The 14,815-nt window shown below is 31.0% G+C and carries 10 protein-coding genes; 3 read left to right on the top strand and 7 right to left on the bottom strand.

The genetic code is table 11. From position 1 onward, the window contains the following. Positions 1-36 precede the first annotated feature (36 nt). From JOP69_RS02815 to mce, 5 genes are read right to left on the bottom strand one after another with little or no spacing between them, the layout of a single operon-like run. The gene (locus JOP69_RS02815; RefSeq protein WP_203392955.1) at positions 37-1,371 is read right to left on the bottom strand and encodes a sodium ion-translocating decarboxylase subunit beta; all 1,335 of its coding nucleotides are present in this window, start codon (positions 1,369-1,371) and stop codon (positions 37-39) included. Positions 1,372-1,381: 10 nt separating this feature from the next. Continuing rightward, complete coding sequence (locus JOP69_RS02810) at positions 1,382-1,801, bottom strand: biotin/lipoyl-containing protein (RefSeq protein WP_203392956.1); 420 nt, start codon at positions 1,799-1,801, stop codon at positions 1,382-1,384. A 3-nt stretch (positions 1,802-1,804) separates the two neighbouring features. Beyond that, positions 1,805-2,164, bottom strand: coding sequence for an OadG family protein (locus JOP69_RS02805; protein ID WP_203392957.1), 360 nt, complete (start codon positions 2,162-2,164; stop codon positions 1,805-1,807). After that, complete coding sequence (locus JOP69_RS02800; protein ID WP_203392958.1) at positions 2,164-3,723, bottom strand: acyl-CoA carboxylase subunit beta; 1,560 nt, start codon at positions 3,721-3,723, stop codon at positions 2,164-2,166. The genes JOP69_RS02805 and JOP69_RS02800 overlap by 1 nt, the downstream gene beginning before the upstream one ends. Before the next feature lie 26 nt (positions 3,724-3,749). Then, positions 3,750-4,154, bottom strand: coding sequence for a methylmalonyl-CoA epimerase (mce, locus tag JOP69_RS02795; RefSeq protein ID WP_203392959.1), 405 nt, complete (start codon positions 4,152-4,154; stop codon positions 3,750-3,752). Between the two features lie 750 nt (positions 4,155-4,904). On the opposite strand from mce, the gene JOP69_RS02790 reads away from it, so the two are divergent. From JOP69_RS02790 to JOP69_RS02780, 3 genes are read left to right on the top strand one after another with little or no spacing between them, the layout of a single operon-like run. Continuing rightward, complete coding sequence (locus JOP69_RS02790) at positions 4,905-8,237, top strand: DUF2126 domain-containing protein (RefSeq protein ID WP_203392960.1); 3,333 nt, start codon at positions 4,905-4,907, stop codon at positions 8,235-8,237. A gap of 30 nt (positions 8,238-8,267) precedes the next feature. After that, positions 8,268-10,838: a circularly permuted type 2 ATP-grasp protein gene (locus JOP69_RS02785; protein ID WP_252191173.1), complete on the top strand. Its 2,571-nt coding sequence runs from the start codon at positions 8,268-8,270 to the stop codon at positions 10,836-10,838. Position 10,839: 1 nt separating this feature from the next. After that, positions 10,840-11,772 (top strand): transglutaminase family protein, encoded by a 933-nt coding sequence (locus tag JOP69_RS02780; RefSeq protein WP_203392961.1) that lies wholly within the window; start codon positions 10,840-10,842, stop codon positions 11,770-11,772. Positions 11,773-11,911: 139 nt separating this feature from the next. Here JOP69_RS02780 and JOP69_RS02775 read toward each other — a convergent pair whose 3' ends face one another. Further along, positions 11,912-12,931: an alpha-E domain-containing protein gene (locus JOP69_RS02775; RefSeq protein WP_203392962.1), complete on the bottom strand. Its 1,020-nt coding sequence runs from the start codon at positions 12,929-12,931 to the stop codon at positions 11,912-11,914. Positions 12,932-12,937: 6 nt separating this feature from the next. Further along, positions 12,938-14,404 carry a circularly permuted type 2 ATP-grasp protein gene (locus JOP69_RS02770; protein ID WP_203392963.1) on the bottom strand — a complete coding sequence of 489 codons (1,467 nt, stop codon included), beginning with the start codon at positions 14,402-14,404 and terminating at the stop codon, positions 12,938-12,940. Positions 14,405-14,815: the final 411 nt, after the last annotated feature.

Raw genomic sequence — 14,815 nt, 5'->3', positions numbered from 1 at the left:
GTATTTGTTCATTTACATATTTATAAGAACCGTAATTTATCCTAAGAAACTTAAAATAATACCTGCAGCAATAGCAGACCCTATAACACCTGCAACATTAGGTGCCATGGCGTGCATTAACAAGTAGTTACTTGGATCAGATTTTAGACCTTCTGTATGCACAACACGTGCACTATCTGGAACAGCTGATACACCTGCGGCACCAATTAAAGGGTTTATTTTATTACCTTCTTTTAAGAATCTATTCATAAACTTCGCAAATAATAAACCTCCACAAGTTGCTATCACAAACGATATGGCTCCTAAACCAAATATTAATAAGGAATCTTTAGTGATAAAAATATCTGCCTGAGTTGAAGCCCCTACAGTAACCCCTAATAAAATAGTTACAATATCAATTAATTTAGTTCTTGCAGTATCTGCTAATCTTTCTGTTCTTCCAGATTCTTTTAACAAATTACCAAAAAATAACATTCCTAATAATGGTAATGCACTTGGAGATATAAACGTGGTTAAAATTAAAGCTACCACAGGAAAAATCATTTTTTCTTTTTGAGTTACCGCTCTTGGTGGTTTCATTTTAATTTTTCTATCCTCTTTAGAGATTAACATTCTCATTAAAGGAGGTTGAATTACAGGAACCAAAGCCATATAAGAATAGGCAGCAATAGCAATTGGACCAATTAGATTTTTCACTGTTGTACCATCTGCTAATACATTAACTCCATTTGCTAATTTTGATGAAAGAAAAATAGCTGTTGGTCCATCGGCTCCACCAATAATTCCTATTGCACCTGCTTCTGGAAGGTTAAAACCTAAATACAAAGCTCCCATAAAGGTAGCAAAAACACCAATTTGTGCGGCTGCACCTAATAGCATTAGCTTTGGGTTTGCAATTAAAGAAGAGAAATCCGTCATTGCTCCAATTCCTAAGAATATTAACGGCGGGTAAATACCTTTTACCACCCCGAAATATAGAAAGTTTAATACAGATCCTGTTTCGTAAATACCCGTTTGATTTCCGGCTACAAAAGGAATATTTCCTATAATAACTCCTGCACCTATGGGTATCAGCAGTAAGGGCTCATAATCAAATTTAATACCTAAGTAGATAAATATAATTCCGATGATTATCATTATTATATTTCCAGAAGTTGCATTTGCAAACCCTGTATAACCATAAAACTTTTTGATTCCTCTAAAAGCTCCATCAAAAACACCCTCATGTTGTGGTGCCGCATCTACTTGCGTTGTAGTAACAGTGGAACTATTTAAGGTATCGTTTGCACTTGAATTTGTGCTAAATCCTAATACTGGTCTAATAAAGATCAATAATGATAAAACACAAAATATTAAAATTACTTTTTTCATGTTTCGTGTTTTATTCTAGTTCTATCATTAATTCATCATGCAACACTTGTTGGCCAACGCTAATTTTTATAGCTGTAATGGTACCTGCTTTTTCACAGACAATACTATTTTCCATTTTCATAGCTTCTAAAACAAGCATTCTATCACCTACTTTAAGTGTATCACCCACTTTTACATCAATAGATAATACAACTCCCGGAATAGGAGCTACAATTCTTGTTTTAGCAGATTTTGGATTTACTTGTAAAGGTGCCGCTGGTTGTTTTGAGGCTGCACGAACCAACGTAGGAGTTTTTGTTTTTTTAATCTCCTGTTGCATTTTCACTTCGTATAAAGTACCATTAACTTCTAAGTTAATAATATTGTCTTCATGCGATTTTATATTAACGGTATAACCGTTTTCGTTTACTTTAAATTTATAGCTTTTCATTTGTTATAATCTATTTTGAATTCCGTAAATTTTAGAACTCCAAGGTGAATATGATTTTTTAACTTGTTTAATTGTTAAAATTGCGCTTTCATGGTCATGCTGTTCACTTGTGTACATGTGCACCGCTGCTCCTATCACCGCAGATATTTCTCCAGTAAAGTCTTTATCTCCTTTTACCTTAATTTCACTAACTTTTTTGTCCTTTCCTTTTGTAATTATTTTATATACATAAAGCATTACGGGTAAACCATAATTAAAAACCAACGCGAGCAAAACTAACGCACTAAAAACGATGAACAATCCAGTAAATAAGATAACGTATCCTTCACTTATAGTCTCTGTATTTAATAGTAAGTATGTCATTATAATGGAATGTTTGAGTGTTTTTTAGGAGGGTTTACATCTTTTTTATTTTGAAGCAATTCTAAAGCTCTAATAATTCTGAAACGAGTGTTTCTTGGCTCAATTACATCATCAATAAACCCGTATTTTGCGGCCATGTATGGATTTGCAAACTTTTCTGTGTATTCATCCTCTTTTTTCTGAATGTACTCTAGTTTTTCTTCGGCATCTTCAATTTTTCTAATATTAGATCCCTCTAAAACTTCTACAGCTCCCTTAGCTCCCATTACGGCAATTTCTGCAGTTGGCCATGCATAATTTACATCTCCTCGTAATTGTTTACAACTCATTACATCATGCGCACCACCATAAGATTTACGTAAAGTAATCGTTACTTTAGGCACAGTTGCTTCTCCGTAAGCGAATAATAATTTTGCTCCGTGTAAAATAATTCCTCCGTATTCTTGACCTGTTCCTGGTAAGAAACCTGGTACATCAACCAATGTTACAATTGCAATATTGAAAGCATCACAAAAACGAACAAAACGAGCCGCTTTTCTTGAAGCATCAATGTCTAAAACACCTGCATAAAATTTTGGTTGATTGGCTACAATACCAACAGGACGACCATTAAACCTAGCAAAACCTACACAAATATTTCTGGCATAATTTCGATGAACTTCTGTAAACTCTCCGTTATCTGCAAGTATTGAAATTACATCTACAATATCATAAGGTTGATTTGGGTTTTCTGGAATGATTTCATTTAAGGCATCTTCTAATCTATCAATAGGGTCATTACAAGCAAGTATTGGCGCTTCTTCTAAATTGTTTGAAGGTAAGTAACTTAATAATTTACGAACTAATAATAAGTTTTCCTCATCATTTGCTGCTAAGAAGTGAGATACACCAGATCTAGTTGAGTGAATTTTTGCTCCACCTAATTCTTCTGCCGTTACTACCTCACCTGTTACAGTCTGTACTACTTTTGGTCCGGTAACAAACATATAACTTGTTTCTTCCGTCATAATTGTAAAATCTGTTAATGCCGGAGAATACACAGCACCACCAGCACAAGGTCCTAAAATTGAAGAAATTTGAGGAATTACACCAGAAGCCATAATATTTCTTTGAAAAATCTCAGCATAACCCGCTAAAGATCTTACTCCTTCTTGTATACGTGCTCCACCAGAATCATTTAATCCAATTACGGGAACTCCAATTTTCATTGCCATATCCATCACCTTACATATCTTTAATGCATAAGTTTCAGATAACGAACCTCCAAATACGGTAAAATCTTGTGCGAACACATAAACAATTCTTCCGTCTATTGTACCATGACCTGTAACCACACCATCAGAAAGATAAATTTGTTTATCCAATCCAAAAGATTTTGTTCTATGGGTTACAAACATATCAAACTCTTCAAAACTATCTTCGTCTAAAAGAATATCGATACGCTCACGCGCTGTTAATTTACCTTTGGCGTGTTGAGAATCGATACGTTTCTCTCCTCCACCTAATTTTGCTTTTGCTCTTTTCTCTATGAGCTCATTAATTTTATCTTGGTTTGCCATTTTAATGTGTATATTTTAGCTGTAAATTATTCTTTAGAACAAAGTTCTGTAAGTACTCCTAATGTAGATTTTGGATGCAAGAAACCTATATTTAGTCCTTCAGCACCTTTCCTAGAAACTTTATCAACAAGTCTTACACCGCGTTCTTCTGCTGTTTTTAATGCCTCTGTAGCATTTGGTACTGCAAAAGCAATATGATGAATACCTTGTCCCTTTTTTTCAATAAACTTACCAATAGGTCCATCTGGAGAAGTACTTTCTAGTAGTTCTATTTTTGTACCACCTACCAAAAAAAAGGCTGTCTTCACTTTTTGATCGACAACCTCTTCAATAGAATAACACTTCAATCCTAAAACTTCTTCGTAATATTTTATTGATTCCTCTAAATTTTCTACAGCAATACCTAAATGCTCTATATGTGAAATATTCATAAATTCGATATTTAATTTGTACCAAATTTAGCATACATATCGTTTTTAATATATGATAGATGTCATGTTCATAGACTTTTACGAAATTCTAAACTTTTTTTTTAAATAAATACTTGTAAATTCAATGATTTTGTTAAATAATTTATCTGCAAGAATTACTAAGAATAATAATATCAATCCTATAATTTTTTTAAAAATTGAGAAAATAACATTAGTATTTTACTTAAATTATTTATAAGAGGTAGAAAATTATTATTAGGTGATTAAAATGAAGAAAGAGTTTGATATTTATACTTTATAATCTTATTACATTGAAAGTAATTCTGAATTATGTACTTACAATAGTGTACAATTTACATGCTATCATTAAAAGTTTTTAGTTTTAAAATAATGATTTTTAAAAAAACAACTGCAATTTATTTTAAATCTACTTTTTAGCTTTATTTAATAAAATTATCATTTTAATATTATTTATATGAAAGTATTATTATAATATCAATAAAATCCAATATTATATCTTAATTAACGAAGGTAATCTGTAGTTTTATTACTAAATTTATAAAAATTAAAAACTAAAGAAAACGAAATTTAAAATAAAATCATTATTTAAGAATGATGTTATTTTAAATCCTTTTTTTGTTATAAAATTTAAGTTATTTAGAATAATAAATACTTAAATTTGTCGGCGTTTTTTTTAGCTTTATTTAGATAGGTTAATCAGTAATTTGCACTCATAACATAAATGTATATATGGCATTAAAAATCGTAATTTCTCACAAGACAACTTATAAATATGATAGAAAAGTATCATTATCTCCTCATATTTTTAGGTTAAGACCTGCACCACACTCAAGAACTCCTATAGAATCTTATTCTATTAAAATTACGCCAGAAGAACAATTTTTTAATTGGCAACAAGATCCTTTTGGAAATTATGTAGCGCGTTTGGTTTTTCCTGAAAAAACGGATGAGATGTCTATTGATGTTGAAATTATAGCAGATCTTAAAACGATAAACCCTTTCGATTTCTTTATAGAAGAATATGCAGAAGAATATCCTTTTGTGTATACAGACACTGTAAAAAAAGAATTACAACCTTATTTAGAAATTACAGATAAAGGCAAGTTATTAGAAGAATTTATAAAAACCATAGATTATACGCCAAGAAAAACCATTTATTTTTTAATTGATATCAATCAGAAAATATATGAGTTTTTAAATTATAACATAAGAATGGATCCTGGTGTTCAAACTTGTGAAGAAACTTTGAATCAGAAAAACGGGTCTTGTAGAGATTATGCTTGGTTATTTGTACAAACATTGCGTCATTTAGGTTTTGGAGCTCGTTTTGTTTCTGGGTATTTAGTTCAATTAAAATCCGATGAAAAATCTTTAGACGGTCCTTCTGGTCCTGAAGAAGATTTTACAGATCTACATGCTTGGGCAGAAGTATATTTACCTGGTGCTGGGTGGATTGGTTTTGATGCCACTTCTGGTCTTTTAGCTAGTGAAGGTCATATTCCGTTAGCGTGTACACCTTCTTTTGAAAGTGCAGCACCCGTTTCTGGAATGACTGATAAATGTGAAACAGAATTCTTCTTTGAAAACAAAGTTACTAGAATTCTAGAATCGCCAAGAGTTACTAAACCGTACACAGAAGAACAATGGGACGCTGTTTACAAACTTGGGAATAAAGTAGAAAAACAACTCGAAAAAGGAGATGTTCGTTTAACAATGGGTGGAGAACCTACCTTTATTTCTATTGATGATTTAGAATCTCCGGAGTGGAATACTACGGCAGATGGACCAAATAAAAGAAAACTAGCAGGTGATTTAACCAAAGGTTTGTATGACAAATTTGGTAACGGAGCTGTTTTACATCATGCACAAGGAAAATGGTATCCTGGAGAACCTTTACCAAGATGGCAAATAGAAATTTGCTGGCGTAAAGATGGTAGACCTATTTGGTACAATAAAAAGTTTTTATCCAGCTATGCTGATAATCCTATTGTTCCAGAAAATTCTGATAAATTATTTTTAGAAACACTTTCTAAGTATTTACGTGTTTCTACAGAACATATTCTTCCTAGTTACGAAGACCCATTTTATCATTTATGGGAACAAGGTAATTTACCGATAGATATAGATCCTGCAAAGGATAAAGACGGTTCTTTAGCGCGTAAAAAATTACATGAAATTTATGAAAAAGGCGCATCAACACCTGTTGGTCATTTACTACCTTTAAATAAAACGGAAGACAAGTGGTTTAGTAGCGCTTGGACTTTTAGAAGACAACACATCTTTTTAACTCCAGGGAACTCCCCTATGGGATTAAGGTTGCCTTTAGATTCGTTAATGGAAAAACCAGAACATGAGATTTTTCCTATTCATGAACCAGACTTGTTTTCTAAAAAGAAACGCTTACCAAGTTTTAAAAATATTGTTAAGAAAAGATATCAAGAATTTTTATATTATGGATTAGAATTAAATCGACCTAATTATTTTGTTCGTACCGCACTTTGTGCAGAAATTAGAGACCAAAAATTATATTTATTTCTACCTCCTTTAGAAACGGCAGAAATGTTTTTAGATTTAATAGCCTCTATAGAACTTACGGCAAGAGAGTTAAATGTACCTGTTATAATGGAAGGTTACGAACCACCACATGATAACAGATTAGAATCTCTAAAAATAACACCAGACCCTGCAGTTATTGAAGTAAATGTGCATCCGGTTACCAATTGGAAAGACTTATGTAAAAACACTTTTACTTTCTATGATGAAGCTAAAAAAGCAAGATTAGGAACTGAGAAGTTTATGTTAGATGGAAAACACACCGGAACTGGTGGTGGAAACCATGTAACTTTAGGAGGTACAAGTCCGGCAGATAGTCCTTTATTACGTAAACCAAGTTTGTTACGTAGTTTATTAACTTTCTGGCAACATCACCCAGGTTTAACGTACTTGTTTTCTGGTTCTTTTGTAGGACCTACAAGTCAGGCGCCAAGAATAGATGAAGCCCGTTTAGATAATTTATACGAATTAGAAATTGCCTTTAATCAAATTCCGAAGGATGGTGAAGTACCTTTTTGGTTAACAGATAGATTGTTTAGACATTTATTAACCGATTTAACAGGAAATACACACAGAGCAGAATTTTGTATTGATAAATTGTATTCTCCAGATTCTTCTACAGGAAGATTAGGTATTTTAGAATTACGTGGTTTTGATATGCCTCCTCACCCAAAAATGAGTTTGGTACAAATGTTATTAGTAAGAACTTTAGTAGCTTGGTTCTGGAAAAAACCTTACGAGCACAATTTAGTTCGTTGGGGAACAGAATTACATGACAAGTTTTTAATAGAGCATTATGTTAGAGAAGATATTAAAGACATCGTAGATCAATTAAATAAAGCTGGTTACGATTTTAAAGAAGATTGGTTCGATCCATTTTTCGAGTTTAGATTCCCACTTCATGGGATGGTAGACATTAATAACATTCATTTAGAATTAAGAGCAGGTATTGAGCCTTGGAATGTTTTAGGTGAAGAAATGACTGGTGGAGGAACTGCTAGATATGTAGACTCTTCTTTAGAAAGATTACAAGTTAAAGTTTCTCATTTTAATGAAGACCGTTTTGTATTAAGTTGTAACGGTGTTAAAGTACAATTAAATAGTACTGGTGTACATGGAGAATATGTAGCAGGTGTGCGTTATAAAGCTTGGGATCCGTTTTCTGCTTTACACCCAACAATTCCCGTAGATACACCGTTGGTATTTGATATTGTAGATACTTGGAACAAGCGTTCTATTGGAGGTTGTACTTATTTTGTTGCGCATCCAGGAGGTAGATCTTATGATGAATATCCGGTAAATAGTTATGAAGCAGAATCGAGAAGAATTAACCGTTTCTGGGAATTTGGACATACACAAGGGGAAATAGATCCTATTGAAAGTATCAATCCTAATACAGAAACGCCAGATAGAAGTGTAGAACCAAACAGTAGCTCTAAACGATTTAAGTTTAAAGAGCTTCCTGTAAATTTTGAATTTCCTTATACTTTAGATTTAAGAAAAAAGTAAAGTAAGGAGTTTTTATATGTAGTGTGAATTATGATGATAGTTGAAAAAACAATTGAGAAGTCAATTTTAAATGATTATTTTTTAAATAAAAGTAAATATGATGAATTATTAATTTCTAAGATGGAAGACAAATCAGATTGGAAAGTTTTATTAGCCAATTTACAAAAAATTGGACCCAAAAAATTAGCTTCTAAACAAGCTGATATAGATTGGCTATTAGCAGAAAATGGCGTTACCTACAATGTATATAATGATCCTAAAGGATTAAATAGACCTTGGAATTTAAACGTTGTTCCCTTTATTATTCATCAAAATGAATGGAGTGAAGTTGAGAAAGGAATTCAACAAAGATCTGAAATTTTAAATCTTATTTTAAAAGATTTATATGGGAAACGCGAATTGCTTAAAAACGGTATTATACCGCCAGAAGTAATTTATGCACACCGAGGATTTTTACGTTCTTGTGATCAAATAGACTATAAAACTGCTAAACGACTGCATGTACATGCAGTTGATTTGGCTAGAGGAAAAGATGGTAGAATGTGGGTTGTAAATGACAGAACACAAGCGCCTTCTGGTATGGGATATGCTTTAGAAAATAGATTTTCTACAAGTAAAATTATCCCAGAAGTATTTGATAATATAAATGTAAGGCAACCCTCTACTTTTTTTAATGATTTTAATAAGTTATTATTAAATGTAACGCCCTCTAACAAAGAAAACCCAATGGTGGTTATCTTAACGCCAGGGCCTCATAATGAAACTTATTTTGAGCATTCTTTTTTATCTTCATTTTTAGGTCATCCTTTAGTAAAAGGAAATGATTTAGTGGTAAGACATGGAAAAGTTTGGTTAAAATCTTTAAAAGGTTTAAAACAAGTAGATGTTATTCTAAGACGTGTAGATGACAGTTTTATGGATCCTCTAGAATTAAGAGAAGATTCTTATTTAGGGGTTGCTGGTTTATTAGAAGTGGTACGTTTACAAAATGTTGCTATTGTAAACCCTATTGGAAGTGGTGTTTTAGAGAATCCTGCACTTATCCCATTTATGGAAAATATTTGTAAGTTTTTCTTGAATGAAAAATTAATTCTACCTCAAATAGCTTCTTGGTGGTGCGGTCAAGAAAAAGAAAGAAAACATGTTTTAGAAGATTTAGCTTCTTATGTGGTTAAAAGAATAGACAGATCTCATAGAGAACATATTTATTTCTGCGAATTTTTAAGTAAAGATGAACTCAAAGCGTTAAAAGAAGAGATTTTAGAAAACCCAAATAGATTTGTGGCACAAGAAAAAATATCTTTTTCTACAGCACCTAATTTTGTGGAAGACAAATTAGAACCTCGTAAAATTTTGTGTAGAACTTTTTCTATTGCAAAAGATAATGGTTACAGCGTAATGCCAGGTGGTTTGGTTAGAGTTGCAACTGAACGAGAAGAATTATTTGTTTCTAACCAACGAGGAGGAACTAGTAAAGATTTTTGGATTGTAAGTGATAAAAAACAAAATTACTTACAAAACTATTCCTGGAACAAAAGTTTTTCTAATCAGGCAGAAAGCATAAATGATGTACCAAGTAATACCGCCGAAAACCTATATTGGTCTGGTAGGTATTTAGGAAGGACTTTATTTACAGCTAGGTATTTACGTATGGTTCTAAACCAAATGACCCACGTACAATACCATGACGATAGAAAATCGGAGTCAGAAAGTTTAAAAATATTATTTCAATCAATCACAAATATAACTTCTACCTTTCCTGGTTTTACTGGAGAAAATGAAGAAGAAGCCCTAAAAAATCCAATAAAAGAAATTAAAGCACTTACTATAGATAATCAAAGAATTGGAGGGTTTGCTCAGTCTATGCAAAGTTTTAACAATTCTTATTATTCTTTAAGAAATCTGTGGTCTAAAGATATGTGGCGTGTTTTTGATGGTATTCAAAAACAATTAACAAAACTAAAAGAAGAAGAGAATTATTCGGTTACTACATTATCAAAATTCTTTGATAAAATTATAACCAGATTAATAGCTTTTATGGCATTATCAGAAGAAAGTATTTTAGTAAGACAAGGACTACTACTCTACTTTATTGGTTTGCAAATAGAACAAGCATCTATGACCATAGAAAAATTTAGGTCTTTAATTATTGTTAATTATAATGAGGACTTAGAATATGAAATTTTAGAATCTCTTTTAAACAGTCATGAAAGTTTAAATATTTACAGATATAGCTACAAGTCTTATTTAAGTATAGAAAACGTATTAAAATTATTACTTTTAGATAAAGAATATTCTAGGTCTTTAATGTATCAAATACAAAGAATTAAAAAAGATATTGATAGATTACCCAAAGGAGATACAAATTTAGAAATGACTAATTGTCAAAAAAATATTGACACTGTATTTAATAAGATTCAAAGCCTATCACTAGAAAAAATATTAGAGATAGATAAAGAGTCTAATATGCGTAAGAATTTAGATACTTTATTATCAGATTTAAGCGATTTATTACACTTAACTTCTTTGTCCGTTTCAGACACTTACTTTAACCATTCTCAGCAACAGAAACAGTTGGTAGATAGAAAAATTTCTAATTAATATGATTTTTGATCTTTGGCATAAAACAAAATATAGTTATGAAAATGGAGCTTCTTTTTGTCATAATTTAACCACTTTAAAACCTAAAACTTTTAAAGGACAAACGGTTTTAGAATATTCATTAGAAATAACACCTACACCTACAGATATTTCAGAAAGACTCGATTTCTTTGGAAACACAGTTACTCGTTTTTCTATTCAGCAAAATCATGATGAATTAATTGTAATTGCGCGTAGTAAAGTTTCTAGAGACTATAACTTGCAAATAGAGGGTGAAAATTTAATTGAAGGAAAAAAAGTTACTATTGAGGAAGCTTTAAAATTATTAAAAGGAATACAACCAGACATCATTGAAGCAAGACAATTTGTTTTAGGTTCTCCCTTAATTTTTGATATGAGTGCTGTAATTAAAGAATACGCTTTGGTTTCTTTTAAGCCAGAAAGATCTTTGTATGACGCTTCATATGAATTAATGGAACGTATTTTTACAGATTTCGATTTTGTTTCTGGTTTTACAAACATTGCAACACCTTTAAAAGAGGTAATGAAAGAGAAAAAAGGGGTTTGTCAAGATTTTGCTCAAATTGCTATTGCTTGTGTAAGATCTATGGGATTACCTGCAAGATATGTAAGTGGATACATAGAAACTTTAGCCCCAGAAGGAAAAGAAAAGTTGATTGGTACAGATGCTTCACATGCTTGGTTTTCTGTCTTTATACCAACTTTAGGGTGGGTAGATTTTGACCCTACCAACAATCAAATACCAAAAAACCAACATATTGTGGTTGCTCATGGTAGAGATTACTACGATGTTCCTCCTTTAAAAGGAGTTATTTACAGTACTGGTAAAAATACAATGGATGTTTCTGTAGATTTAAGACCAGCTAAAACAAATTTAACTCAATCTCAGTCTCAGTCTCAAACTCAATCTTAATCCTTTCAAAGTTATTTTAATATTCAATTGATGTAAAAAACTTTGTTTGCTCAGAAGAACATAATACCAAATAGAAAGACCTTAAAGAATTTAAATTCTTTAAGGTCTTTCTATTTGAATTAAATAATTATATCTAAATTTATTGTTTTTGCTTTTGTAATTTAGTTTTAGGTTTTTCCTTAACTACTTCCTCTATTGCTGCAATGCTATCTGAAATATCAAAATAATTATCTTCAAGTTTTTCTGCAATTAAAACTAATTTTTCTATTAAGTCTGCAATAAAGACTTCCATATCATCTTCAATGTCAGTAATTAATTTATACTCAAAATCAGATTTCATTTTTCCAATTAAAAATGCTGCAGAATCATTCTTGATTTCTCTATTTTTAGAAATTATACAAATGTATTTATAAATTTGAGTTAAACAATTTTTTATAGATCTTGGACATTCTTCATTTAAAATAATAAACTCTAAAGACGATTTTCTAGAAGGTGTTTTTTTATAAAAACGACGCATCATATCATAAGTAGATACACATTTCAAGAGCGTAGACCATTGGTAACTACCATCAGAATCATCACCATAAATTACTTTAGCCGCAGCTGCATCACTTAATTTAGAATTTATTATTCTAGACACCTGTATAGCTCTTTCTAAATTAACACCTAACATAATAATTGCGTAGACCTCGTCGTGCAAAAGTGTTCCTTTAATTTTACTCCTAACCTCTGCAGTAGATTGTGTAACCATGGTAGTAAACTCATACAAACCACTTTTTACAAATTTCTCTATTGGATAGTCTTTTAGATTATGATTAATTCTATTGATCCCTTCAAATAATTCTGTAGAAATTAAATCTCTAGAACTTCTTGCATTTTCATGTGCATTAATAAACGTGTTAATAATAGAATAAGGTTGTTCTAAATTTAGACCAACATTAAACAAAACACCTTCTTCTTCTAACGTAATATCTGCATCTATAATTTCATTTGCAGACATATACATGGCAGATCTTAATACAAACTGTCTAGATTGCGATAATTCATCTGGTGCGTCTAATGAAGAAAAATAATTGACACTTAAAAACCGTGCTAGGTGTTCTGAACGTTCAATATATCTTCCCATCCAAAAAAGGTTATTGGCTACTCTTGCTAACATATTTTTTTATTTTTTTAAAACCCAAGTGTCTTTTGATCCGCCACCTTGAGATGAATTTACAACTAAATTTCCTTTTTTAAGCGCTACCCTAGTCAACCCTCCTTTTAAGACAAAATCGGTATCTTTTCCTAACAAAGTAAAAGTTCTTAAATCTACATGTCTAGACTCAAATGATTCATTTTCATCTATATATGTTGGGTGTGTAGATAATGACATTATCGGTTGAGCAATATATTTTCTAGGTTCTGCCAAAATGGTTTTCTTAACAGTTTCTATTTCTTCTTTAGTTAGCTTACTACCAATAGAAATACCATAACCTCCAGATTCATCTACAGGTTTTACAACCAGTTTATCAATGTTTTCTAATACATACTTTAACTCCTCTTTTCTACTACAATGATACGTGTGTACGTTGTTTAAAATAGGCTCTTCATCTAAATAGTATTTAATAATTTCTGGCATATACGTATATACCGCCTTATCATCTGCCACACCTGTTCCGGGGGCATTTACTAAAGTTACATTTCCTTTTAGATACACAGAAAACAAACCAGGTACCCCAAGCATAGAATCCTTTTTAAACACTAATGGATCTATAAATAAATCATCTATTCTTCTGTAAATTACATCTACTTTTTCGGGTCCGTATATGGTTCTCATATACACAAAACCATTTTCTACAAATAAATCTCTTCCTTCTACTAAACCGACTCCCATTTGTTTTGCTAAGAAAGAATGCTCGTAATAGGCAGAGTTATATACACCCGGAGTTATAATAACGCAAACCGGAGCATCTACTCCTGGTGGCTTTACAGACTCCATAGTTTCTAATAATTTGGCGCCATAATCTACTACCGTATGTGCATTATATTGATTAAAAACACCAAACAACGAATGTTTTACAGCATTTCTATTACCAATAACATAACTTACACCAGAAGGGCATCTAATATTATCTTCTAAAACATAATAATCTCCATCAGAATGTTTAATTAAATCTGTACCAGAAATATGATTGTAAATTCCACCAGGTGGATCTAATCCTATCATTTGAGGTAAAAAGTTTACAGAAGATTCAATTAAATCTCTGGGAACTATACCTTGATTTATAATTTTTTGATCATGATAAACATCCCAAAGAAAAAGATTTAAAGCTTTACTTCGTTGCAATACTCCTTTTTCTATAGTAGTCCATTCTTTATTATTGATAATTCTTGGAAATAAATCAAAAGGAAAAATCTTTTCTTTCACCTCTTTTTCTCCATACACTTGAAATGTTATTCCAAGATTAAAAAACGAATCTTTAGCTTGTTTGTTTAAGCGATCGAATTCGGTTACAGAGTATGAACCAAATAAATTATATAAAGTTTTATAAACCTCCCTTATTTCATTATTACCCTTAAAGAGCTCATCATAAAATCTAGAATCTAATTCGTAAGTTGAAAATAGCGGCAATGTTGTAGTTTCCTTCAAATCTTATAATTTTTTTTAGTAAATATAAATTACTTTTATGAAAAAAGTAAACTTTTTTGAAATATGTTATGATTATTACAATAATAATTTTATTCCTTTTAATTAATTACAATAATCGCAAAAAAACATTATCATATTTTCAATTAAGTAATTGTTTAAATGTTTTTTTCCTGTTATTTTTTAATAAATATTAAAATCTGTATCCATATAATTTTAATAACGACATTCAATAGAACCGTTTATTTTTAGACTATTTACAGAAACACCTAGAAAAGGTATGGATATTTATCCTAAAAAAGTAATAAAAAGTGTATTTAAAAATGTAAACAAAAATTATGTCCAAACCAAAATAAAAATATAAAGCTGTTTATCAACCAAGTAACTCCTAAATAAACTAATAATTTTATTTTA

The sequence above is a fragment of the Polaribacter sp. Q13 genome (genome assembly GCF_016858305.2).
Classification (GTDB): Bacteria; Bacteroidota; Bacteroidia; order Flavobacteriales; family Flavobacteriaceae; genus Polaribacter.
The sequence above is the reverse complement of the archived record's forward strand: the minus strand, read 5'-3'. Positions and strand labels throughout refer to the sequence as shown.

What these genes read in the sequence shown, in the direction of transcription:
- JOP69_RS02810 (WP_203392956.1), bottom strand. Translation starts at nt 1,801, where the DNA reads ATGAAAAGCTATAAATTTAAAGTAAACGAAAACGGTTATACCGTTAAT.
- JOP69_RS02785 (WP_252191173.1), top strand. Translation starts at nt 8,268, where the DNA reads ATGATGATAGTTGAAAAAACAATTGAGAAGTCAATTTTAAATGATTAT.
- JOP69_RS02805 (WP_203392957.1), bottom strand. Translation starts at nt 2,164, where the DNA reads ATGACATACTTACTATTAAATACAGAGACTATAAGTGAAGGATACGTT.
- JOP69_RS02780 (WP_203392961.1), top strand. Translation starts at nt 10,840, where the DNA reads ATGATTTTTGATCTTTGGCATAAAACAAAATATAGTTATGAAAATGGA.
- JOP69_RS02800 (WP_203392958.1), bottom strand. Translation starts at nt 3,723, where the DNA reads ATGGCAAACCAAGATAAAATTAATGAGCTCATAGAGAAAAGAGCAAAA.
- JOP69_RS02775 (WP_203392962.1), bottom strand. Translation starts at nt 12,931, where the DNA reads ATGTTAGCAAGAGTAGCCAATAACCTTTTTTGGATGGGAAGATATATT.
- JOP69_RS02790 (WP_203392960.1), top strand. Translation starts at nt 4,905, where the DNA reads ATGGCATTAAAAATCGTAATTTCTCACAAGACAACTTATAAATATGAT.
- mce (WP_203392959.1), bottom strand. Translation starts at nt 4,154, where the DNA reads ATGAATATTTCACATATAGAGCATTTAGGTATTGCTGTAGAAAATTTA.
- JOP69_RS02815 (WP_203392955.1), bottom strand. Translation starts at nt 1,371, where the DNA reads ATGAAAAAAGTAATTTTAATATTTTGTGTTTTATCATTATTGATCTTT.